Annotated in this window: 27 protein-coding genes; 19 read left to right on the plus strand and 8 right to left on the minus strand. The window is 69.0% G+C overall.

Annotated elements, in window-relative coordinates; genetic code table 11:
* Nucleotides 1-8: 8 nt before the first annotated feature.
* Nucleotides 9-416, minus strand: a complete 408-nt coding sequence (locus D9V41_RS04275; protein ID WP_121793285.1) for a ferritin-like domain-containing protein — start codon at nt 414-416, stop codon at nt 9-11.
* Nucleotides 413-841 (minus strand): hypothetical protein, encoded by a 429-nt coding sequence (locus D9V41_RS04280; RefSeq protein ID WP_133434111.1) that lies wholly within the window; start codon nt 839-841, stop codon nt 413-415. The genes D9V41_RS04275 and D9V41_RS04280 overlap by 4 nt, the downstream gene beginning before the upstream one ends.
* A gap of 77 nt (nt 842-918) precedes the next feature.
* Here D9V41_RS04280 and rimP point away from each other — a divergent pair, with 77 nt between their 5' ends.
* From rimP to dapB, 11 genes are all read left to right on the plus strand, one after another.
* The gene (rimP, locus tag D9V41_RS04285; protein WP_121793287.1) at nt 919-1,371 is read left to right on the plus strand and encodes a ribosome maturation factor RimP; all 453 of its coding nucleotides are present in this window, start codon (nt 919-921) and stop codon (nt 1,369-1,371) included.
* A complete protein-coding gene (nusA, locus tag D9V41_RS04290; RefSeq protein WP_121793288.1) occupies nt 1,371-2,408 on the plus strand; it encodes a transcription termination factor NusA in 1,038 nt (345 codons plus the stop codon). Before rimP ends, nusA begins: the two co-directional genes overlap by 1 nt.
* An 8-nt stretch (nt 2,409-2,416) precedes the next feature.
* Nucleotides 2,417-2,689 (plus strand): YlxR family protein, encoded by a 273-nt coding sequence (locus tag D9V41_RS04295; protein WP_121793289.1) that lies wholly within the window; start codon nt 2,417-2,419, stop codon nt 2,687-2,689.
* A gap of 141 nt (nt 2,690-2,830) precedes the next feature.
* Complete coding sequence (gene infB / locus D9V41_RS04300) at nt 2,831-5,587, plus strand: translation initiation factor IF-2 (protein ID WP_121793290.1); 2,757 nt, start codon at nt 2,831-2,833, stop codon at nt 5,585-5,587.
* A gap of 94 nt (nt 5,588-5,681) precedes the next feature.
* Nucleotides 5,682-6,119: a 30S ribosome-binding factor RbfA gene (rbfA, locus tag D9V41_RS04305; RefSeq protein ID WP_121793291.1), complete on the plus strand. Its 438-nt coding sequence runs from the start codon at nt 5,682-5,684 to the stop codon at nt 6,117-6,119.
* Nucleotides 6,116-6,991 carry a tRNA pseudouridine(55) synthase TruB gene (gene truB, locus D9V41_RS04310; protein WP_121793292.1) on the plus strand — a complete coding sequence of 292 codons (876 nt, stop codon included), beginning with the start codon at nt 6,116-6,118 and terminating at the stop codon, nt 6,989-6,991. The genes rbfA and truB overlap by 4 nt, the downstream gene beginning before the upstream one ends.
* A 20-nt stretch (nt 6,992-7,011) precedes the next feature.
* The gene (locus D9V41_RS04315; protein WP_121793293.1) at nt 7,012-8,253 is read left to right on the plus strand and encodes a phospholipase D-like domain-containing protein; all 1,242 of its coding nucleotides are present in this window, start codon (nt 7,012-7,014) and stop codon (nt 8,251-8,253) included.
* A 32-nt stretch (nt 8,254-8,285) separates the two neighbouring features.
* Nucleotides 8,286-9,230 carry a bifunctional riboflavin kinase/FAD synthetase gene (locus D9V41_RS04320; protein ID WP_243697151.1) on the plus strand — a complete coding sequence of 315 codons (945 nt, stop codon included), beginning with the start codon at nt 8,286-8,288 and terminating at the stop codon, nt 9,228-9,230.
* A gap of 142 nt (nt 9,231-9,372) precedes the next feature.
* Nucleotides 9,373-9,627 (plus strand): 30S ribosomal protein S15, encoded by a 255-nt coding sequence (gene rpsO / locus D9V41_RS04325; RefSeq protein ID WP_121793382.1) that lies wholly within the window; start codon nt 9,373-9,375, stop codon nt 9,625-9,627.
* Between the two features lie 210 nt (nt 9,628-9,837).
* On the plus strand, nt 9,838-12,060 hold the full coding sequence (locus D9V41_RS04330; protein WP_121793295.1) for a polyribonucleotide nucleotidyltransferase: 2,223 nt from the start codon (nt 9,838-9,840) through the stop codon (nt 12,058-12,060).
* A gap of 113 nt (nt 12,061-12,173) precedes the next feature.
* Nucleotides 12,174-12,920 (plus strand): 4-hydroxy-tetrahydrodipicolinate reductase, encoded by a 747-nt coding sequence (dapB, locus tag D9V41_RS04335; RefSeq protein WP_208006733.1) that lies wholly within the window; start codon nt 12,174-12,176, stop codon nt 12,918-12,920.
* Nucleotides 12,921-12,939: 19 nt separating this feature from the next.
* Here dapB and D9V41_RS04340 read toward each other — a convergent pair whose 3' ends face one another.
* From D9V41_RS04340 to D9V41_RS04365, 6 genes are read right to left on the minus strand one after another with little or no spacing between them, the layout of a single operon-like run.
* Nucleotides 12,940-13,248: an AzlD domain-containing protein gene (locus tag D9V41_RS04340; RefSeq protein WP_121793296.1), complete on the minus strand. Its 309-nt coding sequence runs from the start codon at nt 13,246-13,248 to the stop codon at nt 12,940-12,942.
* Nucleotides 13,245-13,928 (minus strand): AzlC family ABC transporter permease, encoded by a 684-nt coding sequence (locus D9V41_RS04345; protein ID WP_121793297.1) that lies wholly within the window; start codon nt 13,926-13,928, stop codon nt 13,245-13,247. Before D9V41_RS04345 ends, D9V41_RS04340 begins: the two co-directional genes overlap by 4 nt.
* Nucleotides 13,925-14,455: a GNAT family N-acetyltransferase gene (locus tag D9V41_RS04350; RefSeq protein WP_243697152.1), complete on the minus strand. Its 531-nt coding sequence runs from the start codon at nt 14,453-14,455 to the stop codon at nt 13,925-13,927. The genes D9V41_RS04345 and D9V41_RS04350 overlap by 4 nt, the downstream gene beginning before the upstream one ends.
* Nucleotides 14,452-14,949 carry a hypothetical protein gene (locus D9V41_RS04355; RefSeq protein WP_121793298.1) on the minus strand — a complete coding sequence of 166 codons (498 nt, stop codon included), beginning with the start codon at nt 14,947-14,949 and terminating at the stop codon, nt 14,452-14,454. Before D9V41_RS04355 ends, D9V41_RS04350 begins: the two co-directional genes overlap by 4 nt.
* 36 nt (nt 14,950-14,985) lie before the next feature.
* Nucleotides 14,986-15,477: a hypothetical protein gene (locus D9V41_RS04360; RefSeq protein WP_121793299.1), complete on the minus strand. Its 492-nt coding sequence runs from the start codon at nt 15,475-15,477 to the stop codon at nt 14,986-14,988.
* Between the two features lie 46 nt (nt 15,478-15,523).
* Nucleotides 15,524-16,678 carry an HNH endonuclease signature motif containing protein gene (locus D9V41_RS04365; RefSeq protein WP_121793300.1) on the minus strand — a complete coding sequence of 385 codons (1,155 nt, stop codon included), beginning with the start codon at nt 16,676-16,678 and terminating at the stop codon, nt 15,524-15,526.
* A 486-nt stretch (nt 16,679-17,164) separates the two neighbouring features.
* On the opposite strand from D9V41_RS04365, the gene glnT reads away from it, so the two are divergent.
* The 8 genes from glnT to D9V41_RS04405 all read left to right on the plus strand — a co-directional run bounded on the left by glnT (nt 17,165) and on the right by D9V41_RS04405 (nt 25,203).
* The gene (gene glnT, locus D9V41_RS04370; RefSeq protein WP_121793301.1) at nt 17,165-18,520 is read left to right on the plus strand and encodes a type III glutamate--ammonia ligase; all 1,356 of its coding nucleotides are present in this window, start codon (nt 17,165-17,167) and stop codon (nt 18,518-18,520) included.
* A gap of 15 nt (nt 18,521-18,535) precedes the next feature.
* Nucleotides 18,536-19,528 carry an alpha/beta fold hydrolase gene (locus D9V41_RS04375; protein ID WP_121793302.1) on the plus strand — a complete coding sequence of 331 codons (993 nt, stop codon included), beginning with the start codon at nt 18,536-18,538 and terminating at the stop codon, nt 19,526-19,528.
* Between the two features lie 58 nt (nt 19,529-19,586).
* Complete coding sequence (locus D9V41_RS04380) at nt 19,587-20,621, plus strand: D-2-hydroxyacid dehydrogenase (RefSeq protein WP_121793303.1); 1,035 nt, start codon at nt 19,587-19,589, stop codon at nt 20,619-20,621.
* Nucleotides 20,622-20,631: 10 nt separating this feature from the next.
* Entirely contained in the window at nt 20,632-21,540 is a 909-nt protein-coding gene (locus D9V41_RS04385) for an NAD(P)-dependent oxidoreductase (protein ID WP_121793304.1), read from the plus strand.
* Complete coding sequence (locus tag D9V41_RS04390; RefSeq protein ID WP_121793305.1) at nt 21,537-22,628, plus strand: FAD-dependent oxidoreductase; 1,092 nt, start codon at nt 21,537-21,539, stop codon at nt 22,626-22,628. The genes D9V41_RS04385 and D9V41_RS04390 overlap by 4 nt, the downstream gene beginning before the upstream one ends.
* Complete coding sequence (locus D9V41_RS04395; RefSeq protein WP_121793306.1) at nt 22,625-23,437, plus strand: ABC transporter permease; 813 nt, start codon at nt 22,625-22,627, stop codon at nt 23,435-23,437. The genes D9V41_RS04390 and D9V41_RS04395 overlap by 4 nt, the downstream gene beginning before the upstream one ends.
* Nucleotides 23,434-24,222, plus strand: coding sequence for an ABC transporter permease (locus tag D9V41_RS04400; RefSeq protein WP_121793307.1), 789 nt, complete (start codon nt 23,434-23,436; stop codon nt 24,220-24,222). The genes D9V41_RS04395 and D9V41_RS04400 overlap by 4 nt, the downstream gene beginning before the upstream one ends.
* 195 nt (nt 24,223-24,417) lie before the next feature.
* On the plus strand, nt 24,418-25,203 hold the full coding sequence (locus D9V41_RS04405; protein WP_121793308.1) for an ABC transporter ATP-binding protein: 786 nt from the start codon (nt 24,418-24,420) through the stop codon (nt 25,201-25,203).
* The last annotated feature ends 14 nt before the right edge of the window (nt 25,204-25,217 follow it).

A 25,217-nucleotide genomic window follows, 5' to 3' on the forward strand; every position in this document is an offset into this window, starting at 1 on the left:
GGCGGGCGTCAGTCCAGGCCGGGAAACGGTTCGGGCTTGTCGCCCCAGCTCAGCGAGCGAAGCGCCGCCTCGCGCAGGGCCTCGACCGCGGCTGCGCGCTGGTCGCCGTCGACGAGCCCCACCAGCTGGACGATCGCGGCGCAGATCCTCGACTCAAGGGACTGCGCGACGTCCGCCGCCTCCTCGGCGGAGGCGAGCGGCCCGACGTCGTAGCTCACCTGCGGGCCGGGTGGCTCCGCGTTCGCGTCGCTGAACACGGCGACGAGTTCGTCGCGCCGCTCGCGGTGCGCCGCGAAGGACTCGGCCGCGGCGCCGCGCAGGGTCTCGTGCCGTGCCCCGATGACGGGGTAGAGCCAGACCGCCTCGAGTTCGAGCGCGAGCCAGGCGCGCCAGGTCGGAGCTTGTGCCTCGTTCACCCGCGGCCTCCTCGCCGCCGCTCGGCGAGCTGCCCGAGGCCCGCGGACATCGAGGCGAGCACCATGGCGACATCCGGGGCGACCGCCCCTGAGGCGTCGGCGGCCCGGTGCTCCGCCGCGGCGGACAGCTCGGCGGCCAGATCGCCGGTCGCGAGTGAGGTCGTCGGCCGTCCGCCGAGCTGCGTGACCTGCGCGGACAGGAGTGCCACGGCGTCGTCGGCCCCCGGTGTCCCGAGAGCGATGCTCAAGAGCCGTTGCTGGTCGTCGAGCACCGCCCGCATGAGGCTCACGTCGGACGCGCGCGGGCGAGGACGTGGCTCGACGCCGACCGCCCGGACGACATCGTCGAGCGTGTCCGTGGCACCCAGGGCGATGACGCCGCCCACGGCGACGGCACCGGTGATGAGGGTGCGTCGGCTGGTCACCATCGCAGCGTAACGCTCGCTAGGATGGTGCCACGCACGTGACGCCGCGCCGACCGAATTGAATAGGGGCACACCGTATGAACGACCGTATCGCCGACCTCGTGGGCCCCGTGGTGAGTGCCCTCGGCCTCGATCTGGAGGCGGTCGAACTGTCCGGTCAGGGTCCGCACCGACGCCTGCGCATCGCCGTCGACGGTGATGAGGGCGTCGACATCGACACGATCGCCGACGTCACCCGCGCGGTGTCCGCCGAACTCGACGCGACCGATCTCCTCGGGAACGCGCCGTACACCCTCGAAGTCACCTCGCGCGGCGTCGACCGTCCGCTCACCGCTCCGCGTCACTGGCGCCGCAACGCCGGCCGGCTCGTCGAGGCGCGATTGACCGACGGTCGCACGGTCGTCGGCCGCATCGGCGACAGCGACGACGACGGTGTCGACCTCCGCGCCAAGGGTGTGCCGACCCGCTACGCGTACGCCGACATCGAGCGCGCCGTGATCCAGATCGAGCTGAACAGGAAGGACGTCTGATGGACATCGATATGAGCGCGCTGCGCCTGCTCGAGCGCGAGAAGGGCATCTCCGTCGACGTCGTGGTCGACGCGATCGAGACCGCTCTGCTCTCGGCGTATCACAAGACCGCCGGTGCCCATCATCACGCCCGCGTCGAACTCGACCGCACGACGGGCCACGTCACGGTGTGGGCCAAGGAGCGCCTCGCCGACGCCCCCAGCGAGGACGGCGCGGCGCCGCAGGCGCGGTTCAGCGAGGAGTTCGACGACACCCCGGAGGACTTCGGCCGGTTCGCGGCCACCGTCGCACGCCAGCTCATCATGCAGCGACTCCGCGATCTGGAGGACGAGCAGAAGTACGGCGAGTTCTCCGGACGGGTCGGCGACATCGTCTCGGGCGTCATCCAGCAGGGACAGCGTCCGGGCGACGTCATGGTGCACCTCGGCTCCATCGAGGCAGTGCTTCCGGCGACCGAGCGGGTCCCCGAGGAGAAGTACTCCCACGGCGAGCGCATCAAGGCGTACGTGTACGAGGTCGACCGCACGCCGCGGGGGCCGCGAGTCAAGGTCTCGCGGACGCACCCCAATCTCGTCAAGCTGCTGTTCGCGCTCGAGGCGCCGGAGATCGCCGACGGTTCGGTCGACATCGCGGCTATCGCTCGAGAGGCGGGCCACCGGACCAAGATCGCGGTGCGCGCCACCGCGCCGGGTGTCAACGCCAAGGGCGCGTGCATCGGACCGATGGGCCAGCGGGTGCGCAACGTGATGAGCGAGCTGCACGGCGAGAAGATCGACATCGTCGACTTCAGCGACGACCCGGCCGAGTTCATCGCTCACGCGTTGTCGCCCTCGCGGGTCACGAGCGTGACGATCCTCGACCGCACGGCGAAGGCCGCCCGGGTCGTGGTTCCGGACTTCCAGCTGTCGCTGGCGATCGGACGTGAGGGACAGAATGCCCGGCTTGCCGCCAAATTGACCGGGTGGCGGATCGACATTCGCTCCGACACCGAAACGCCCGGTGCAGCCGCTGCACCGAACGTTTCGGCGAACGGCTAGACTTGTCGATGGTGATCCGCACGTGCGTCGGCTGTCGGCAGCGTGCGGACAAGTCCACTCTGGTGCGCGTCGTCGCTCGCCGGGAAGAAGCGGAATGGTCCGCACTTCCCGATGTGCGGGGCACGCTGCCGGGGCGGGGTGCGTATCTGCACCCGTCGCCCGAGTGTCTGGACCTGGCGATCCGTCGCCGTGCGTTCGGTCGCGCTCTTCGCATCGAAGGGCGCATCACGACCGAGGCGCTCGGCGCACAGTTCGCGCAGGACCAGAACCAGAGCACCTGACCCCGAGGGGGCCCGACCGGGCTTCCTCCCGACCGAAAACGGAGCACACGCTCATGAGCACTCGATGAGTACTTCGCAATGAGCCTGTACGTCGACTAGCGGTCCAGCCCCCTTCAGGGTTGGACCCCCTGAAGGAGAAGAGTGGCTGTCAGAGTCCACGAACTCGCACGTGAGTTCGGAGTTCCCAGCAAAGTCGTGCTGTCCACCCTCAAGGAGATGGGCGAGTACGTGAAATCGGCGTCCTCCACCGTGGAGGCGCCGGTCGTCCGTCGCCTCAACGAGGAGCACGGCGACAAGCTTCGCGAGATGGGCGCGGGCAAGAAGAGCGCCAAGAAGGCCGCCCCCAAGCCGCAGCAGGCCGCGGCGCCCGCCCCGGCACCGACGGCTCCTGCCGCCGAGGCCGAGCCCGCCGCACCCGAGGCACCCAAGCCGACGCCCGCCCCCGCCGCGCCCCCAGCGGCCGAGGCTCCTGCGCCGGCTCCCGAACGCCCGGCAGCGCCCAAGCCCGGTCCCAAACCTCCCGCCGCGCCGGGGCCCAAGCCGGGCCCTGCCGCCGGTGGCCCGAAGCCCGGCCCGCGTTCGGCTCCCAAGCCGCAGGGCGGACCGCGACCCGGACCCCGCTCCGGTTCTGCCCGCCCGGGCAACAACCCGTTCTCGTCCAAGCAGGGCATGCAACAGGATCGTCCGCCGCGTCCGCCCGCCGCTCGTGAGGGCGGCGCCGGGGGAGCTGCCAACGGCGGCGGTCGTCCGGGTATGCCGCGCCCCAACCCCGCGATGATGCCGAAGCGATCGTCCGTCGGTGGTCCCGAGGCCCGTCAGGGCGGCGGTCGAGCCGGTGGACGTCCCGGTGGCGGCGGTCGTCCCGGTGCCGGTGCCGGTGGACGTCCCGGCGGCGGCGGTGGCGGCGCTCCGCGCCCCGGCGGCTTCGGAGGCCCTCCGGGCCGTGGCCCGCGTCCGGGTGGTCGTGGTGGCACGCAGGGTGCGTTCGGTCGCGCCGGCGGTCCGCCGCGCCGTGGACGCAAGAGCAAGCGCGCCAAGCGCCAGGAATTCGATCAGATGCAGGCGCCGGCGATCGGTGGCGTGCGGGTCCGCAAGGGCAATGGCGAGACCATCAGGCTCGCCCGTGGCGCCTCACTGACCGACTTCGCCGAGAAGATCGGCGTCGACGCGGCATCGCTCGTGCAGGTGCTGTTCCACCTGGGCGAGATGGTCACCGCGACCCAGTCGGTCAACGACGAGACCCTGCAGATCCTCGGTGAGGAACTGAACTACGACGTTCAGGTCGTCTCGCCCGAGGACGAGGACCGCGAGCTGCTCGAGTCCTTCGCGCTGGGCTTCGGCGAGGACGCGGGCGCTGACGAGGACATGGCTCCCCGTCCGCCGGTCGTCACGGTCATGGGCCACGTCGACCACGGCAAGACGAAGCTGCTCGACGCGCTGCGCAACGCCAACGTGGTGGCCAAGGAAGCCGGTGGCATCACCCAGTCGATCGGTGCCTACCAGGTCACGACGGAGGTCGACGGCCGCGAGCGGGCGATCACCTTCATCGACACCCCGGGTCACGAGGCGTTCACCGCCATGCGTGCCCGCGGTGCGCAGGCCACCGACATCGCGGTGCTCGTGGTCGCGGCCGACGATGGCGTCATGCCGCAGACGGTCGAGGCGCTGAACCACGCGCAGGCCGCCGGTGTGCCGGTCGTCGTCGCGGTCAACAAGGTGGACAAGCCGGACGCCGATCCGTCCAAGGCGCGCGGTCAGCTCACCGAGTACGGCCTCGTCCCCGAGGAGTACGGAGGCGAGACGATGTTCGTCGACGTCTCGGCCAAGGCCGGGACCGGACTGGACTCGTTGCTCGAGTCGATCGTGCTCACGGCGGATGCGGAGTTGGACCTGCGGGCCAACCCCGACCAGAACGCCGAGGGTCTCGCGATCGAGGCGCACCTGGACCGCGGCCGTGGTGCCGTGGCCACGGTCATCGTCCAGCGCGGCACGTTGCGCGTCGGCGACACGATCGTGGCGGGCTCGGCCTTCGGTCGCGTGCGCGCTCTGCTCGACGAGTTCGGCAACAACATCGAGGAGGCTCCGCCGTCGCGTCCTGCGCTCGTGCTGGGTCTGACCGCGGTGCCGGGCGCCGGTGACAACTTCATGGTCGTCGACGACGACCGCATCGCCCGTCAGATCGCCGAGAAGCGTGAAGCTCGTGAGCGCAACGCGGCGCTGGCCAAGCGCAGCGGCCGCCGCACCCTCGAGGACCTCATGCGCGAGGTCGAGCAGGGCGAGACCACCGAATTGCTGCTCATCCTCAAGGGCGACAGCTCCGGTTCGGTCGAGGCGCTGGAGGACTCGCTCAGCCAGATCGACGTCGGCGACGAGGTCGACCTGCGGGTCATCGACCGCGGTGTCGGTGCGATCACCGAGGCGAACGTCAACCTGGCGACGGCGTCGAATGCCGTCATCGTCGGGTACAACGTCCGTGCCCAGGGCAAGGCGACCGAGATGGCCGACCGTGAGGGCGTCCAGATCAAGTACTACTCGGTCATCTACCAGGCGATCGAGGAGATCGAGGCGTCGCTCAAGGGCATGCTCAAGCCGATCTACGAGGAGCACCAGCTCGGTCAGGCGGAGATCCGCGAGATCTTCCGCTCCAGCAAGATCGGCAACATCGCCGGCTGCATGGTCACCGACGGCACGATCCGGCGCAACGCCAAGGCGCGCCTGCTGCGGGACGGCAACGTCGTGGCCGACAACCTCGATCTGGCGAGCCTCCGGCGCGAGAAGGACGATGTCACCGAGGTCCGCGAGGGCTTCGAGTGTGGCCTCGTGCTCCGCAACTACGGCGACATCAAGATCGGCGACATCGTCGAGAGCTTCGAGCTGCGCGAGAAGCCCCGCGACTGAGGCGGTCACCCGCTGAGTGTGACGTTAGGGCGGTCGGATATCGCTTCGCACCGCCTTAACGTCACACTCACGGGGAGAGTGAGAAGAGGACAACATGCCCAGTCCACGCAATGCGAAGATCGCGGATCGCATCCAGACGATCGTCGCGTTCATGCTCGAGCGCCGGATCAAGGATCCGCGCATCGGCTTCATCACGATCACCGATGTGCGGTTGACCGGTGACGGTCAGCACGCGTCGGTGTTCTACACGGTCATGGGCGACGAGTCGGACCGCGAGGGTACGGCCGCCGCTCTGGCGAGCGCCACGGGCCTGATCCGCTCCGAGGTCGGTAAGCAGCTCGGTCTACGGCACACGCCGACGATCGAGTTCTTCCTCGACGCGGTGCCCGAACAGGCACGGGAGATCGAGGATCTCATCGCCCGGGCCAAGCAGGCCGATGCCGAGGTGGCGGCTCGGGCCGCGGGTGCTGCCTACGCCGGGGAGCCCGATCCGTACAAGAAGCGCGACGACGAGGACGACGAGGCCGAGTGACGACCACGGCAGGCATCGTCGTCGTCGACAAGCCCGCCGGCTGGACGTCGCACGACGTCGTCGGGCGCATGCGCCGGCTCGCCCAGACGCGCAAGGTGGGGCACGCCGGGACGCTCGATCCGATGGCCACGGGGGTACTGCTCCTGGGCATCGGTCGAGCGACCCGGCTGCTCGGCCATCTCCAGCTCGCCGACAAGGAGTACGTCGCGACGATCCGGCTCGGGGAGTCGACCGTCACCGACGACGCCGAAGGCGAGGTCACCGCCTCCACGGATGCGTCCGGGCTGACCCGCGATTCCATCCTGGCGGCGATGGAGCCCCTGACGGGTGACATCGCCCAGGTGCCGTCCAAGGTGTCCGCGATCAAGATCGACGGTCAGCGGTCCTATGCTCGCGTCCGCGCCGGCGAAGACGTCGAACTCGCCTCGCGTCCCGTGCGGGTCGCGGTGTTCGAGATGACCGAGGTGCGCCCGGGGGAGCGGACGGTCGACATCGACGTCCGCGTCGTGTGCTCGAGCGGCACGTACGTGCGGGCGCTCGCTCGCGATCTGGGCAGTGTTCTCGGCGTCGGTGGCCACCTCACGATGCTCCGCCGGACCCGGGTCGGCGGATTCACGCTCACCGAGGCCCGCACCCTGGAGGAACTGGAGCATCGGCTCGATGTCATCGCACTCGACGAGGTCGCCACGCGGTCCTTCGCCGTCCACCGGCTCGACGGCGAGCAGTCTCGGCTCGTCGGCCACGGCCGGGTGCTCGCGGACACGCCGCTGCCCGGCGAGGGGGCGGTGGCGATGATCGACCCCGACGGTCGGTTCCTCGCGCTCTACGAGCAGCGCGGCGCCTCCGCTCGCCCCGTCGCTGTCTTCGTCTGACGACAGATAGGCTGACGGGCATGCCCTGGTCGAAGCTCTCCGCGCGTCAGCTCCTCCGCCGGTTCCTCCTCGGCTTCCTCATGGTGCAGACCGCCGCCATCGCGTCGCTGATGGCCACGACCCGGGTGCGCAAGATCCTCCGTGGCAAGGGCACCGCGCCGTTGCCGCGGATTGAGCCGCGCACGTTCGCCGTGGGGGACGGCAACGAGGCGAGCGTCTACGTCAACGGCGCACCGCTGTACGAGGACATGCTGTCCGCCATCGCCCAGGCCGAACATCGCGTGCTGTTCGAGTCGTACATCGTCAAGGGCGACGCGATGGGGCGTCGATTCAAACACGCGCTGATCGACGCGGCGGAGCGCGGCGTCGAGGTCTACGTGATCTACGACGGCTTCGCCAACCTCGTGGTCAAACCGTCGTTCTTCCGATTCCCTCCGTCGGTGCGGGTCTTGCGGTATCCCATCCTCCCGTCGGGGCTGCGCTTCTTGAACCCCCGCAACTACGGGCGTGATCACCGCAAGATCCTCGTCGTCGACGACAAGATCGGGTTCGTCGGCGGGTACAACGTCGGCGAGTTGTACGAAGACGAATGGCGCGACACCCATTTGGCCCTCAGCGGCACGGCGGTGTGGGACTTGGAGAACGCGTTCATCGACTTCTGGAACGTGCATCGTCCCCGTCAGCGCATCGCGCAGGTGACGCGACCGACGTGGGAGCCGACGATCCGCGCTCACCGCAACATCCCCAAGCAGCTGATCTTCCCGATCCGCGGCATGTACCTGGAGGCCATCGACCGGGCCCAGGAGACGATCGAGCTCACGACGGCCTACTTCATCCCCGACACCGACATCCTCGACGCACTCATCGACGCCAGCCGGCGAGGCGTGCGGGTGCGCATCCTGCTGCCGAAGGTGTCCAACCACGTCGTCGCCGACTTCCTGGCCCGCGGCTACTTCAACCGCCTCCTCGACGCGGGCGTCGAGATCTGGCGCTACACCGACCACATGGTGCACGCGAAGACCGCCACGATCGACGGCTCGTGGAGCACGATCGGCACCGCGAACATCGACCGGCTGAGCCTCACCGGCAACTACGAGATCAATCTGGAGATCATCAACGAGGAGTTCGCCGCGGGAATGCGCGCGGTCTTCGCCGAGGACGTGGAAAGCGCGGAGCGGCTCACCGCAGAGGCCTGGCAGGGACGGCCGGTGGTCGCGCGGCTCTACGAATGGGTGCTCAAGCCCCTCAAGCCTCTGCTCTGAACGACCTCGCGCCCGTATGGCACAGTGGCCCCGTGGCGATCTGGAAGGTAGTCGACGAAGCGGGCGTGGAGCGGATCGACGGACCGAGCGTCGTGACGATCGGCGTCTTCGACGGAGTTCACCGTGGACATCAGGCCGTGCTCGCCGCGGTGCGGCGGAAGGCCGACGAACTGGACGCCACGACCGTCGCCATCACCTTCGACCCGCACCCGGTCGCGGTGCTGGCGCCCGACAAGGCGCCGAAGCGGCTCACCACGATCGAACGTCGCGTCGAACTGCTCCGCGAGCACGGCGCGGACGAGGTGCGTGTGCTCGCCTTCTCGGCCGAGATGTCCGCGTGGACGCCCGAGGAGTTCATCCAACGCGTCGTGGTCGAGCAGGTCGGCTGCCGACACCTGATCGTCGGCGAGAACTTCCGGTTCGGCAAACGTGCCGCGGGCTCGGTGGACACGCTGCGTGAGGCGGGGGAGCGCGACGGGTTCAGCGTCGACGGGTGGTCGCTCGTCGGTGACGAGGAGACCTTCTCGTCCACGCGGGTGCGCAGCGCCGTCGCCGCGGGCGACATGCCCGCCGCCGCCCACGTGCTGGGTCGCCCGCACGAAGTCGTCGGGACGGTCGTGCAAGGCGACCGACGCGGTCGTGAACTCGGCTACCCGACGGCGAACGTGCCGGTCGACGAGTCCTTCGCGGTACCACCGGATGGCGTCTACGCCGCCCGTCTCGTCCTCTCCGACGGCGCTCGGTTGCCCGCGGCCGTCTCGGTCGGCACCAACCCGACCTTCGAGGGAGTCAGTGATCGTCGCGTCGAGTCCTACGTGCTCGACCGCGACGACCTCGGCCTGTACGACGAGCCGGTACGGGTCGAGTTCGTCGAGCGCCTGCGTGGCATGGTGGCGTTCGACTCCGTCGACGCCTTGATCGCCCAGATGGGCGACGATGTCGCGGCCGCGCGCCAGGCGCTCGATGCGGGGCATTGAGCCCGCGCCTGGTAGTCTTGAGACGCCGTCAGATCGGCCACGGATCGTAGTGCCCCGGTGAACCGGCCCGGGCGCGCCGTGCAACGAGAAGAACCCGAGGAGACGCGTGTCGAAGAAGACCGCTGCGCCCACCGTCGCAGACCTGTCCAAGGACGAGATCATCAAGCAGTACGCCCTCAAGGACGGCGACACCGGATCCCCTGAGGTCCAGGTCGCCCTGCTGACGGCGCGCATCAGCCAGCTCACCGAGCACCTGAAGACCCACAAGCACGACCATCACAGCCGTCGCGGACTGTTGCTGCTGGTCGGTCAGCGTCGTCGCCTGCTCAACTACCTGCAGAAGAACGACATCGAGCGCTACCGCTCGCTGATCGATCGCCTCGGCCTGCGCCGTTGATCTCGCGTGAGCGGCCGTCCCGTTTGGGGCGGCCGCTCTCGCACAACTGAACACCATCGACGAGGTTGGCCCGTCACGCTCGGTCCTCGGTAGTGGCTCTCGGATCTTCGGATCCGCGGGCCTCGATCGAAGACCGGCGCATCGGTCGTTCGGCCCCTGTCAGGCCGCCTCGTCCTGACAGCAGGCTTTCGCCTGCGGAAGGGACACTTCATGTCCGAACCCACAGTCCACGCAGTGGAGACTGTCATCGACAACGGCTCCTTCGGGACCCGTACGGTGCGCTTCGAGACCGGCCTGCTGGCCCGCCAGGCCGGCGGCGCCGTCTCGGCGTACCTCGACGACGACACCATGCTGCTGAGCACCACCACCGCCAGCAAGCAGCCCAAGGAGCACTTCGACTTCTTCCCGCTCACGGTCGACGTCGAAGAGCGGATGTATGCGGCCGGCCGCATCCCCGGATCCTTCTTCCGTCGTGAGGGGCGCCCGAGTGAGGACGCCATCCTCACCTGCCGACTGATCGACCGTCCGTTGCGCCCGACCTTCAAGAAGGGTCTGCGCAACGAGGTCCAGGTCGTCATCACCGTCATGGCGCTCAACCCCGACACGCCGTACGACGTGCTCGCGATCAACGCCGCGTCGGCGTCCACGCAGATCTCCGGTCTGCCGTTCAGCGGCCCGATCGGTGCCACGCGCGTGGCGCTCATCGACGGTCAGTGGGTCGCCTTCCCCACGCACAGCCAGCTCGAGGACGCCGTCTTCGACATGGTCATCGCCGGTCGTGTCGCCGGTGACGACGTCGCGATCATGATGGTCGAGGCGGAGTCCACCGAGGCCACTTGGGAGCTCGTCCAGAGCGGCGTCCAGGCTCCCACCGAGGACGTCGTCGCCGGCGGCATGGAGGCGGCCAAGCCGTTCATCCGCCAGCTGTGCGAGGCGCAGGCCGAGCTCGCGTCGGCCGCCGCCAAGGAGGTCCAGGAGTTCCCGGTCTTCCTCGACTACGAGGACGACGCCTACGACGCCGTCGCCGAGGTCGCCACCGAGGACCTCCGGGGCGCGCTGACGATCGTCAGCAAGGCGGCCCGAGAGGAGCGCGAGAGCGAGATCAAGGCCTCGGTCGTCGAGCAGCTCGGCGACCGTTTCGCGGGTCGCGAGAAAGAGCTCGGCGCCGCCCTGCGCGCACTGACCAAGTCGCTCGTGCGCGAGCGCGTGCTCCGCGACAAGGTCCGCATCGACGGCCGCGGTCTGGCCGACATCCGCGAGCTGAGCGCCGAAGTCGGCGTGATCCCTCGCGTCCACGGCTCCGCACTGTTCCAGCGTGGCGAGACGCAGATTCTCGGCGTGACGACGCTCAACATGCTCGACCTCGAGCAGAAGCTCGACACGCTGAGCCCCGAGACCACGCGTCGCTACATGCACAACTACAACTTCCCGCCGTTCTCGACCGGTGAGACCGGCCGCGTGGGTTCGCCCAAGCGCCGCGAGATCGGCCACGGCGCACTCGCTGGCCGTGCGCTCGTCCCGGTGCTGCCGACGCGCGAGGAGTTCCCGTACGCGATCCGCCAGGTGTCCGAAGCGCTCGGCTCCAACGGCTCCACGTCCATGGGCTCGGTCTGCGCCTCGACCCTCGGTCTGCTCAACGCCGGTGTGCCGCTGCGCGCGCCGGTCGCCGGCATCGCGATGGGCCTCATCTCCGGTGAGGTCGACGGTGAGACCCAGTACGTCACGTTGACCGACATCCTCGGTGCCGAGGACGCGTACGGCGACATGGACTTCAAGGTCGCCGGTACGCGCGAGTTCGTCACGGCCCTGCAGCTCGACACCAAGCTCGACGGCATCCCGGCCGACGTGCTGGCCGGAGCGCTCACGCAGGCCCGGGACGCGCGTCTGACGATCCTCGACGTCATGGCCGAGGCGATCAGCGAGCCGGACGAGATGAGCCCGCACGCTCCGCGGATCATCACCGTCACCATCCCGGTGGACAAGATCGGCGAGGTCATCGGCCCCAAGGGCAAGATGATCAACCAGATCCAGGACGACACGGGCGCGAAGATCTCGATCGACGACGACGGCACCGTGTACATCGGCGCCGAGGGCGGCGACGCGGCAGAGGCGGCCAAGAGCGCCATCAACGCGATCGCCAACCCGACGATGCCTGAGGTCGGCGAGCGCTACCTCGGCACCGTCGTCAAGACCGTCGACTTCGGCGCGTTCGTCTCGCTGCTTCCGGGCAAGGACGGCCTGCTGCACATCAGCAAGCTGCGCGAGCTCAACGGCGGCCAGCGGGTCAACAACGTCGAGGACGTCGTGAAGGTCGGCCAGAAGGTCCAGGTCGAGATCGCCGAGATCGGTGACCGCGGCAAGCTCTCGCTGATCCCGGTCGTCGAGGGCAAGGACGAGGAGGCCGAGGGCGGCGAGGAGCCGGCTGAGGCCTGAGTCAGCAACTGAACGACGGCGCCCCGAGGAGGTTCTCCTCGGGGCGCCGTCGCCGTTGCCGCGACGGCCACCCCGGCGCCGCGGCCTCCCGGCTGCGCCCTAGCATCGAAGCCATGACGCGAGTGGCGGTGCTGGGTGCACGAGGACGGATGGGATCGACGTCGGTGGGAGCGATCGAGGCGGCCGAGGGCCTGCAGGTCGTCGCCCAGATCGACGCCGGCGACTCCCTCGAGCTGATCGTCGAGAACGACGCCGAGGTCGCGCTGGTGTTCACCACGCCGGACGTCGCGCTGGACCACGTTCGTTGGTGCGTCGAGCACGGCGTGCACGTCGTGGTCGGCACGTCGGGCTTCGACGACGCCAAGGTCGCGCAAGTCCGCGACTTCCTCGCCGACGCGCCGAACGTCGGAGTGCTCATCGTCCCGAACTTCTCGATCGGCGCGGTGCTGATGATGCGGTTCGCGGCGGTCGCCGCACCATTCTTCGAATCGGTCGAGGTCATCGAGATGCACCACCCGGACAAGGTCGACGCCCCCTCGGGCACCGCGGTGCGCACGGCCGAGATGATCGCGGATGCTCGCGCGCAAGCGGGCTCCGCGGAACTTCCCGACGCCACGACGACCGACCCGCAGGGGGCGCGCGGGGCGAAGATCGCCGGCGTCCCGGTTCACGCGGTCCGGGCGCGCGGCTTCACCGCCTCTCAGGAGGTGCTGTTCGGCGACCCCGGGGAGATCTTCTCGATCCGGCACGACTCCTCGACCCGAGAGAGCTTCATGCCCGGCGTGGTCGCCGCGGTGCGGGCGGTCGCGGACCGTCCGGGCGTCACGGTGGGCCTCGACTCCGTGCTCGGCCTCGACTGAGTCAGCGAGAACCCGGGCCTCAGAACCAGAGGCGCAGCAGGGCGGCGCTGGCGGCGGCCACGCCCACCACGACGAGGAACGGCATCCGCCACCACAGGAGCACGGCTGCCACGCCGAGGGCGGCCAACCGTGCGTCGATGCGCAGCGCGGAGCCGTCGGCGAGCACCTGCACAGCGATGAGCGCGCCCAGCAGGGCGACCGGGATCAACGTCGCGATGCGCACCGTGAGGGGATGATCGAGGACCCGGTCGGGAACCGAGAGGCCGGCGATCTTGAGCGCATAGCAACCGGCGGCGGTGAGCAGGATGCCGATCCAGAGCAGACTCATGCACGCTCACCTCGCCGTTGCAACGCGAGCCCGATCAGGACCGCCGCCGCACCGCCGATGATGATCGGTACACCGGCCGGCGTCAGGGGGACGAAGCCCAGCGCGACCGCTGCTCCCGCCACCGCGACGATCCGGGTCAGCGTGGAGTCCAGCCGGGGCCACAGCAGCGCCAGGAACGCCGCGCCGACGGCGGCATCGAGGCCGAAGTCGCGCGGGTCGCCGATCGCCGTCCCAGCCAGCGCGCCCACGAACGTGAACAGGTTCCAGAGCACGAAGATCGAGACGCCCGTCCAGTAGAACGCGAGCCGCGCCTGGTGCGAGGACGTGCGAGTGACCGCCATGGCGGTGGACTCGTCGATCACGAAGTGCGCGGTGACCGGCCGACGCCACCCGCGCACGTCGAGCAGTCGCGCCAGGCTCAGGCCATAGAAGAGATTGCGCCCGCCGAGGAGCACGGAGGTCACCGCTCCGGTGAGCGGGGAGCCGCCGGACGCGACGACGCCGACGAAGGCGAACTGCGAGGCGCCCGTGAACATCAGCAGCGACATCACGCAGGTCTGCCACACGCTGAGTCCGGCGGCGGTGCCGAGGGCGCCGAACGAGATGCCGTACGCGCCGGTGGCGAGTCCGACTCCGAGCGAGTCGGTGATGATCGAGCGGTCAGAGGCTGAGGTGCTCACACCAACCTCGTGTGGAGACGTACCTGTTTGACGGTGGCGCCGGTGGCGGTGGCGAGCTCGCGGTGCGCGCCGTCGGGCGCCCAGCCGGCGCTGGTGGCGAATTCGCGCGTCGCGTCGTCGGTGGAGCGCAGCCACCACACGGCTCGGCTGAAGCGGTCGGCGCGCAGCGTGTCGGCGCAGGCCTGCAGGAGGCGGGACCCGTGACCTTGGCCGCGGTGCTCCAGGGTCACCACGAACTCGCCGATCTCACCGTCCTGGATCTGGTCGGCGTCGTCGTCGAAGCAGGGGTGAACGATGGCGAATCCGCGGACCGTTGCGCGCTCGAGGGCGACCAGGACGCGTTGGCGGGCATCGCGCGGCGAGGTCACGGTGGCCTGCCAGCGCTCCGTCAAATCGGCCGGAGCGAGGTCGTCGAGCTGAGCGCCCAGCACGTCCGCATAACTCTCCCGCCAGGCCGCGAGCTGAAGTGCGGCGATGGCCGGAGCATCGTCCGCCCAGGCGAGGCGCACGCTGACGTCGGCGGTCACCAGCCCTCCGAGAAGTACGAGCGGCCGCCGGCGCGGTCGAAGCGCTGCTCCGCGCGCGAGATGGCCGAGGGCGTGGGCCAGAGCGCGACGGCGAGCGCCAGAAGGGTCGGCACGCCGGCGATCAACGCGGGCCACGGGCCGTGGTCGACGACGAAACTCACGACAATGCCGATGAACAAGGGGGCCTCGAGGATGGCGAGGCGGAGGAACAGGTTCGCCTGGAAGGCCTGGAACGACTGTGACATCGCCTGTTCGCGGTCGGTGCCGAGGGGGACCGGGGTGAGCTGTCCTTCCATGGTCCGGGCAATGCCGAAGGCGCCCGCCACCAGCAGGAGCAAGCCCACGATCATCCACAACGGCGGCAGGGTGGCGTCGGCGAGGCCGCCGAGCACGAAGACGATCGCGACGAGGATGAAAAGCGGCGCGGAGATCAGCGCCATGATCAGGGTGCGGAGCGTGGCAGCCCGCGAGGCCGGCGTGGGCGGGACGGTCATGGGGCCGAGTCTGTCACACGCCGAGGTGGGGTCCGATCAGGACTCGAAGGCCTCCTGGAGGCCGGAGGAGGCACCGTCGGCCTCCAGCGCCGTGGCGATGCGTGCGACGTTGCGCACGCTGGGCCAGGTCTCGAACGCGAGGGCGACGACGGTGGGAAGCGCGACCAGAATGACCGGCCAGCCTCCGTGGTCGGTCACGAAGGCGTACAGGGCCGACAGCAGCAGCGGGATCTCGATGAGAAGGAACGCTCGGGCCATGTAGCGCTGGTACGCGGCGAGCGAGTCCGCCACCGCGTGGTCGCCGCTCGTATCGCTCGCCAACGGAGGGATGCGAGTCCAGGAGCGCTCGACGTTGAGGACGGCGGCTGCGAGGACCACGTACAGGCCGGCGAGGATCCACCACGGCGGAAGCTCGGCGTCGACCCCACCGAGGATGAGGGCGATCACCGCGGAGAACACCGACGCGACGATCAACTGGAACACGACGAAGGTCCGGATCTGCTTGACCTGTTGCGCGTTGCGGTCCATGACGTCCTCTCTCGCGGTGCGGCGTCAGTATCGCACGCAACGCACGTCACTCGGTCAGGATCGTTCCGCCGACGTCCCACGCCCAATGCCCGTCGTGCTCGATGGGGATCGCGTGGTCGAAGGTTTTGAGTTTGTGGTGATGTCGGCAGAGGGCCCAGAGGTTCCGGGCGGTGGTGTGTCCGTTGGGCCAGGGTTCTCGGTGGTCGAGGTCGCAGTTGGTGGCTTTAGTGGTGCACCCGGGGTAGCGGCAGGTGCCGTCTCTGTAGCGGATCGCGTTCTTGAGGTGGTCCGGTGGTGAGTATCCGCGGTAGCTGGTGGCGAGAATGTCGTCTTGTTCGTCGACGAGGAGTCGGTACCAGAACGGGTTGCCGCTGGTGGCGAGTGTGCGGAGCACGTTCGCGGGGATGACCCAGTCGCGGTCGGCGCTGATCGCGGGCTGGTCATCGATTCCTGCCAGGGTGGATGCGGGCACCATGACGCCGATCGCCATGGCCGGGGTGCGTGCGGGCTCGTCGTCGGGTTCGATGTGATCGAGTGCCTCCACAAACAGGTCCGCGCGTCGCTGGTGCAGGGTCCGGTCGTCGTCGGTCAGTGACTTCGCCGCGTGGTCGAGTCGCTGATCGATCCCAGCCAGGACATACGAGGGCAGGTTCTCCGCATACAGATCGCCGGTACCGTTCTCATGATGGTGAATGGTGACGGACCGTTCGGCGACGATCTCCTCGTACCGCTTCTCGACCTCATCCGGCTCGACACGGGCGATGAACCGCTTCACCCACCGGCGAAGTTCGCCGACGGTGTGGGTGGCGGCGTAGGCGACAGAACGAGCGTCGAGCCGCTCGATCGAACGCACTTTGGTCAACTCCCATGCGCCGTTCGCGATGACTGACACTCGCGCGGCATCGAGGGTTCCTTCCGAGAAGGCTGTCCACACTGTCGGGAGGTCGTCGCGGGCGGTCTCTGCCTCATGAATCCGACCCGCGGCCTGGTGTTCGGACCAGCCGTTCGCCTGGGCCACCACGGACCGGACTGCGGCGAGCGCGAGGTCCTGCTGCTGCGGCTCCACCTCCCGCTCGATCCGAGCGGTCTCTGCGTCGAGGAACTGGAGCATCGCGGCCCAGCGTCGGTAGTCCAGCTGAGCACTCTCGCGCCGCAGTTCAGCCATGTAGGCCACCTGCGCGTCGGGGGTGCCCTCGATCATGCTCCTAATCTAGAGAAGGCCACCGACACTTTTCGGCCCTTGTGCACAGGCCCCCGGAAGTGGTCGAGTAGGCCGGAGGAACGAGGGCCGTATCGAGACCACGTGACGCAATCGGTCTCGCTCCGTCGCGGCTACGCCCCTTGTGCGACGGCTCCATTGCGGCTCGCAGAGCTCGCCGCTACTCGACCACCTACAAGCTCGCTGCTTGCCTCTACTCGATGACGTACCCGCATGGGTGGTCGAGTAGGAGGTTGTCTCGAGACCGCGTCACGTCAATTGGTCTCGCTTCGTGGCGGCTACGCCCCCATCGCCACGGCTCCATGCCGCTCGTTCCTCGCGGCTACTCGACCACCTATCGAGGGGCTCGGTCCCTATCAGCTCCGGCCACCTAGGGTCACTGACTCGCAACGGCAACGATAAACGGACGAAACATGACCTTCCCTAGAGTTTCGATAGTTCGTAGAAACCTCCAAGGGAAGGCTCATCGTGACGTCACAGGACTCGACGGCGCATGCCGTCGGACAGCGACTCGAAAACGACGGCGTGCGATTCGCCATCGCCGGTTACACCGATCTCCACGGGAACCTGAAAGGGAAGATGGTGCCCATCGGGCACTTCGTGGACATGGCCGGCGGCTCGGAGCTCTTCACCGGCGCCGCGCTCGACGGCCTGCCGCAGGAGGTGAACGACGAGGAGCTCTCCGCCCGCCCCGACCTCGATCGCGGCGTCGTCTTGCCGTGGCAACCGGAGGTGGCGCTGTTCCTGTCCCGCCTGACCGTCGGGGGAGAGGACTTCGCGGCCTCGACACGCAACGTCCTCGAGCGCCAGGTGCGTGCCGCCGCGCAGGAGGGCCTCAGCATGAACCTCGGCGTCGAGACCGAGTTCTTCGTCCTCACCGACGGTGAGGATTCCCGAGGCAACGTGAGCGACCGCGACACCCTCGACAAGCCCTGCTACGCCGTCCCGCCGCTGCTGGACAACCTGCACTGGATGCAGGAACTCGTCGACCACATGAACCACCTCGGCTGGGACGTCTACTCCTTCGACCATGAGGACGCCCGCGGCCAGTTCGAGATCGACTTCGCCTACTCCGACGCGATGACGACGGCCGACCGGGTGGTCATCTTCCGGGCGATGGCGAACGAGGTCGCCCGCCGTCACGGCGCCTACGCCTCGTTCATGCCCAAGCCTTTCGCCGACCGCAGTGGCTCCGGGGCGCACTTCAACATGTCCCTCGCGGATCTGGCCACCGGCGCCAATCTCTTCGAGTCCGATCAGGATCCCCGTGGCGCGGGCCTAAGCCAACGCGGGTACCACTTCGCCGCCGGCATCGTCCGGCACGCTGCCGCCATCTGCGCTGTCATCGCACCCACCGTGAACAGCTACAAGCGGCTCGTCCGTCAGGGCAGCATGTCCGGCTCAACGTGGGCACCCATCTTCGCCAGCTGCGGAAACAACAACCGCACGAACATGCTCCGGATCCCCCTCGGAGGCGGACGCGTCGAGTGTCGCGCCGTCGACTCGGCGGCCAACCCGCACCTTGCCGCGGCGCTGTTGCTGGCCGCCGGGCTGGAGGGGATTCGCGACGAGGCCGAACTCGACTCTTTCCACACCGAGAATCTGCACGCCGTCGACCCCCGCGAGTACGAGAAGCGAGGCCTCGTCCTCCTGCCACGGACGCTCGAGGAGGCCATCGACGCCTTCGAAGCGGACCCGTTCACCCAGGAGGTGTGCGGCAAGGAGCTGTGGTCGTCGTTCATCGACCTCAAGCGGGACGAGTGGACGTCGTACACCACTGCCGTGACCGACTGGGAGCTCGACCGCTACCTCCGCTTCTACTGAGTCGGCGGACGAGTCATGGGAATCGACACGGGCACGCCGGGCACACTCCTGCTCGAGGACTTCGTCCTCGGCTCAGGGGAGTCACTGCCGAACGCCGAGGTACGCTATCGCGTGCACGGACCGTCCGCGGGCACGGCGGAAGCGACGGTGGTGCTGCTCACGTATTACACCGGCACCGACGAGAGTTACGCGCCGTGGATCGGCCCCGGACGGCCGCTGGACCCGTCCCGGCACTGCGTCGTGGTGGTCAACCACCTCGGCGGCGGGGTCTCCACGTCGCCCTCCACGATGAAGGCACCGTTTCCGCAGGTCAGCGTCGGTGACCTCGCACGGGTGACGTGGGCCGTCCTGAACTCGCTCGGGATCGACCACGTGGACCTCGCGGCCGGCTGGTCCCTCGGCGGGATGCAGGCGCTCGAGCTCGCAGCGCAGCGCCCGTGCGACATCGGCGCCGTGCTGGCGTTGTGCTCGGCGGCGCGCTGCTCCGCGATCAACCGCGTCTTCCTCGAGTCGGTCGCGGCGGTGCTCCGTGTCGATCCCGAGCTCGGTGACGGGCCCGCGGCGCGGGGGCTCGATGCGTTCGGGCGCGTCTACGCCGGGTGGGCGTACTCGGAGGAGTTCTTCGAGGACGGTCACTTCGCCGAACTCGGGTACAGCAGCATCGCGGACGTCCTCGACTCCTGGGGCGCAGACCACGCGGCCTTCGATGCTCTCGACCTCCTCGCCAGCCTGCGTACGTGGCTCGCCGCCGATCTCGGAGTCGGACGCGGCGGGCTCGAGCCGGCCCTCGGCGGCATCCGCGCCCGGACGGTCCTCATGCCGTCCAGTACCGACCGCTATTTCACGCCGGCCGAGAACGAGAAGGAGGCCGCGGCGCTGCCGAACGGCGAGCTGTGGACTCTCACCTCACCACTCGGCCACGTCGCCGGGCGCCCCGGCGTGCGTCGTCAGGAGCAGGACCGTGTCGACGCAGCGCTACGGCTGCTCCTCGCCGGCGCTGGCGCTTAGATCCCCACCCGTCCCACTGCAACGCCGTCCTCGCGGAGCAACCGAAGGAGAACACGACATGACGCTCAACGTGGTAGTCGCCGGACTGCCGAAGGCCGTCCAGGGCGCCGCCGACCCCGACGAGGGGATCTGGCTCACCGACGAGCAACGCGCCCGCATCACGGGGGTCGCCGACGAGGTGTGGCTGGAGCACCTCCCGGTCTCCGCTCTCAACGCGGGCCGGGGGCCGGCACGCCCGCCGCACGCCATCATGGTCGAGACGAGCGGCTCGAAGCCCGAGCTCGACGTCGAGCAGGGCATCCTCACCGGTGCCGGCTTGCAGCAGCTCATGAACCCCGAGCTGAGGCTCCTGCAGTCGATGAGCGCCGGCGCCGAGCATCTCGTCTCGATCATTCCCGACGGCGTCACGCTGGCGAACGCCTCCGGGGTGGCGGCCAATGCCATCGCGGAGACCGTGATCGCCGGCATCCTGGCCGACGCCAAGAAACTACGTCAGCGCTGGGAGGACCAGAGGGCCCGCCGATGGCGCGAGCTCCCGGCACGCGAGTTGGCTGGTTCGGTGCTCACCGTGCTCGGCACGGGCAACATCGGCTCTCGAACCGCCCAGGTGGCCCAGGTGCTGGGCATGCGGACGATCGGCGTCAACCGGCGGGGCAACCCCGTGGAGGGCTTCGACGAGGTGGTCGCGACCGCCTCGCTGCATGAGGCGCTCGGCCGGTCGGACTACTTTCTCGTCGCCGCGCCCCTCACGCCTGAGACCCGCGGTCTCATCGACGCCGACGCCGTCAAGGCCATGAAGCCGGGGTGCTGGATCTCGAACGTCGCCCGCGGGGCCATCTGCGATCCGGCGGCCATCATCGACGGCCTGCACTCGGGGCAACTGCGCGGGGCTCTCATCGACTGCCATGTGCAGGAGCCGCTCCCCGCCGACGACCCGCTCTGGAGCGCCCCGGGAGCGGAGGTCCTCCCGCACGACTCGCACGCGTCGCAGCTGCTGGGAGACCGGCAGGTGGACCTGTTCGTCGACAACCTGCAGCGTCTGGTCGCCGGCCGCGAGTTCCGCAACGTCGTCGACCTCGACCGCGGTTACTGAGGAGGTACCGATGAGGATCGGATTCGTGGGGCTGGGCGTGATGGGCCGGCCCATGGCGAGGCACCTGGTGGAGGCTGGCCACGAGGTGGTGTGCACCAACCGCTCTCAGCCGGCCCTCGACGCGCTGGTCGCGGCCGGAGCCGAGGCGGCTCGTACGCCCGCGGAGGTGGCCGAGAAGGCCGACGTGGTGATCACGATGTTGCCGGACGCGCCGGACGTGGAGTCCGTCGTGCTCGGCCCGGACGGTATCGCGCTGACAGCGCGTCCCGAGACCCTGGTCATCGACTGCAGCACCATCGCGCCCGGGGCAGCTCAGGCGCTCGGGGAGGCGCTCGCGGAGCGGGGACTGCGCTTCGTCGACGCGCCCGTGAGCGGAGGTGAGGCGGGGGCCGTGGCCGGCCGTCTGGCGATCATGCTCGGCGGCGAGGTGACCGCGGTCCGTGACGCCGAGGAGGCGCTCGCGCCGTTCGCCGGCATCACGGCGCACGTGGGGCCGGTCGGTTCGGGGCAGCTCGTCAAGGCGGCCAACCAGATGCTCGTCGCCGGTGCGCTGGCGATGACCGGCGAGGCACTCACCTTGCTCGGCCAGGCGGGGGTCGACATCGAAGCCGCGCTGGGCGTGCTTCAAGGGGGCCTCGCCGGCAGCCGGGTGCTGGAGGTGAAGGCACCATCGATGCTCGCTCGCGACTTCACTCCGGGCTTCCGGCTCGACCTGCACCACAAGGACCTCAAGATCGCCCTCGCTGCGGCCGAGGACGCCAAAGTCGCCGTACCACTCACTGGCGTCGTGACCCAGCTCGTCCAGGGGCTGCGCGCGGCCGGTGACGGCGGGCAGGACCACGGAGCACTCATCAAGGCCGTCGAGCGATTGAGCGCGATCCGAGCCGAACAGGACCCACGAGAAGGGGAGAGCGCATGAGGCGAGCACTGATCTGCGGGGGCGGGGTCGCCGGCCTGGCCGCCGCTTTGCATCTGAAGCGGGACGGCTGGCAGGTCCGGCTGCTCGAGAAGGAGCCCGAACTGCGTACTGCGGGCGTCGGACTGAACATCTGGCCCAACGGGGTCCGGGTGCTCAAGGACCTGGGCCTGGGGGACCGGTACCTCGCCGACGCCGCCGCGATGCGCCGTTGGTGGGCACTCGACAGCGACGGCACCATGACCACCGATACCGACGTCAGCGGCTGGGGGGAGGAACTCGGTGCACCGATCACCGGCGCCCGGCGTCGTCGCCTCAACGCCATGCTGGCCGCGGGGCTCGACGAGGACGAGATCGTCTTCGGCGCCGCCGTTCAGGGCTACGAGCAGGACGCCGAGGCGGTCACCGCCGTGCTCGCCGACGGTTCTCGCCTCACCGGCGACGTCCTGCTCGGTGCCGACGGAATCGGGTCGCGCATCCGCAACCAGATGTTCGACGCCCCTCCGGAGTTCACCGACGAGGGCTTCTTCCGGTGGCGCGGTGTCTTCGAGTGTGCCGCCGCCGGCGTCCCGACCGACGTTCAGGCCGACGTGTTCGGGGAGCGTGGGCACTTCGGCTGGATCCCCATCGATGAAACCCACGCCTACTGGTACGGCACGATCGACGGCCTGACCGGGCTCGAGGAGGTCACCTCCGCCTACGGGGAGTGGACCGGTACGCCGGTTCCGGACATCATCGCCGCGAGCGAGCCCGGCTCGATCATCGGCCGCGAGATCGGCCACTACCGTGAGCACCTCACCACGTGGGTCGATGGACGCGTCATGCTCATCGGCGACTCCGCCCACCCCATGTACCCCGGGATGGCACAGGGCGCGAACCAGGCGTTGGTCGACGCTCAAACGCTCGCTCAGTGCCTCTCGGAGTACGACGTGCCTGATGCCTTGCGGGCGGCCGAGGCCGCGCGGATGCACGTCGCGAACACGATGGTTGAGTACTCCCGCTTGCACTTCGACTTCGAAACGACCCGCAAGGAGTACGCCACGGCAGGCGTGAACCTGCAGGTGGAGCGCTACCTGGGGTTGGAACCGTGACCGCCGTGCAGTCGCTGCCCGTCGCCCGTCGGCGCACCAGTCGTCCCCGCGTCGCCCGTGTGGCCCGCCCCGTGGTGGCCGTCGCGGTGCTGATCGGCGCACAGGAGGCGCTCACCCGCACCGACGTTCTCCCCGCCGGCTACTTCCCACCTGCCAGCGAGATCGTCCGGACGTTCGTCGGCGAGCTGGGCGATGACTCGCTGGGCCCGGCACTGATGTCGACCGTCCGCACGTGGCTGCTCGCGCTGCTGGTCTCGGTGGGTCTCGGGACCGCGGTCGGCGTCCTCCTGGGCCTCGTGCGCCCGCTCGAGGCGTTCCTGCGACCTGTCATCGAGTTCATGCGGCCCGTCCCCTCGGTGGCGCTCATCCCGCTCGTGGTGCTGACGATCGGGACGGGCTCGGGAGCGGCGCTGTTCCTCGCCTGCTTCGCCGCCTTCTGGCAGGTGCTCGTGCCGGTGATCACCGGCGTGCGATCGGCACCGGCGATCGCCCTCGACACGGCGCGGTCGTACAGCTTGAGCACCTGGCAGCGGATCCGATGGATTCAATTGCCGAGCATGCTGCCGCACCTCGCCACGGCGACCCGGCTGGCGGCGTCGACGACGCTCATCCTGATCGTGACCGCCGAGATCATCATCCAGATGCCGGGCATCGGACACGAGATCACCATGTCGCGCAGCGCCGGCGACCCCGCTCGGATGTACGCCTACATCGCACTGAGCGGAGCCGCCGGGATCGTGCTCAACGTGCTCGTACGTCGTATCGAGAAGCGCCTCAACGCCAGCCATGGACTGGAGGGATCGCGATGACCACACTCACCACGTCCGTCTCGACCGCGCGAGGTCGTGCCGTCATCGGTGCGGCCGGTGCTCTCACCGCTCTCGGGGCCTGGTTCATGCTGTCGCGGGGGAGCGAGAACGTCTACTTCCCGGCTCTGCCGGCGATTCTCGACGAGACCTGGGAGTACTGGCGCACGGCGGAGGGGTTGCGCAACCTCGGCGCGAGCCTCACGACCCTGTCGCTCGGCCTGTGCCTGGGGATCGTGTTCGGAGTCGCGATCGGACTCGTGATCGGACAGCTCACCTTCGTCGAGCAGGCGATCTCACCGGCGCTGGAGTTCGCACGGGCGATTCCCGCCACGGCTCTCATCCCCTTCGCGATGATGCTGTTCGGGGTGGGGGACAACACGAAGATCTTCCTCATCGCCCTCGGGTCGTTGTGGCCCGTCCTGCTGAACACGGCCGACGGGGCACGACGGATCGACCCGACGCTCAGGGACTCCGCTCGCGCCTTCCGGATCGCCGGGTTCCAGCGTCAGGCGTTCATCGTGGTGCCGGCGGTGCTGCCGCGCATCCTCGTCGGCATCCGCATCGCGATTCCGCTCGGGCTCATCCTCATGGTCACCAGCGAGATGGTCGGCGCTCAGGAAGGGCTCGGATTCGTCATCACGCAGGCACAGGCGACCTTCCAGCTCGTGACCATGTGGTCGGGCATCGTCGTCCTCGGAGTACTCGGCTTCAGCATCACCTTCGCGTACTCCCTCCTCGAACGGGTGCTCCTGCGCTGGAGCGACCCGCGGAGGGAGGACGCGTGAGCCGCGGCCCGCGCCCGGCGGCGGACACGCACTCGTAACGAGAACGGCAAACCGAATCAACCTGCCCCTACGTCTTTCGATATACGTTCGAAACTCCTTCGAAGTCATGGCGCCACTGGTGGCCGCCGTCAACGGCGACGCGACCACCCACCTCACACCCACGCAGCAGCACACCACTCGTCAGGGAGACCGACCGTGCTCATCGTCACTGAACTCGAGAAGACCTACCCCACCAAGAAAGGCGGCTTCACGGCCGTCCGCGACATGTCGTTCACCGTCCAGGAGGGCGAGTTGTTCAGCATCGTCGGACCGTCGGGCGCCGGAAAGACGACGCTCCTGCGCTGCATCGCCGGCCTCGACCGGCCGACATCGGGCGGCGTGTACTTCCAAGGACGCGAGGTGGACGGTCCGCCCGAGGACTTCGCCATCGTCTTCCAGGACTACGCGCGGTCGCTCCTGCCGTGGGCGACGGTCGGCACCAACGTCGAACTCCCACTGATGAAGAAGGGCAACACGGCCGCGGAGCGGAACCGCCGTGTCACTACCGCCCTCGCCGAAGTGGGACTTTCCGACGCCGTCGACAAGAAGCCCTTCCAGCTCTCGGGAGGCATGCAGCAGCGAGTCGCCATCGCGCGCGCCATCGCCTACCGTCCCAAGGTCCTCATCATGGACGAGCCGTTCGCCTCCGTCGACGCCCAGACTCGTGCGGATCTGGAGGACCTGGTCCTGCGGGTCAAGGAAGAGACCGGCACGACGATCCTGTTCGTCACGCACGACGTCGACGAGTCGGTCTACTTGAGCAACCGCGTCGCCATGGTCACGCGCTCGCCCAGTCGCATCGCCGAGGTCGTCGACATCGATCTGCCATTCCCGCGCGACCAGATCGCGACCAAGTCACTACCGGAGTTCGCCCGACTCCGTGCCCACGTCTTCGGGGGAATCCGAGACATGGTGCACGACACCACGCTCGCGCACGCCTGACTCCCCACCTTCAA

The organism is Aeromicrobium phragmitis, assembly GCF_003674095.1.
Classification (GTDB): domain Bacteria; phylum Actinomycetota; class Actinomycetes; order Propionibacteriales; family Nocardioidaceae; genus Aeromicrobium; species Aeromicrobium phragmitis.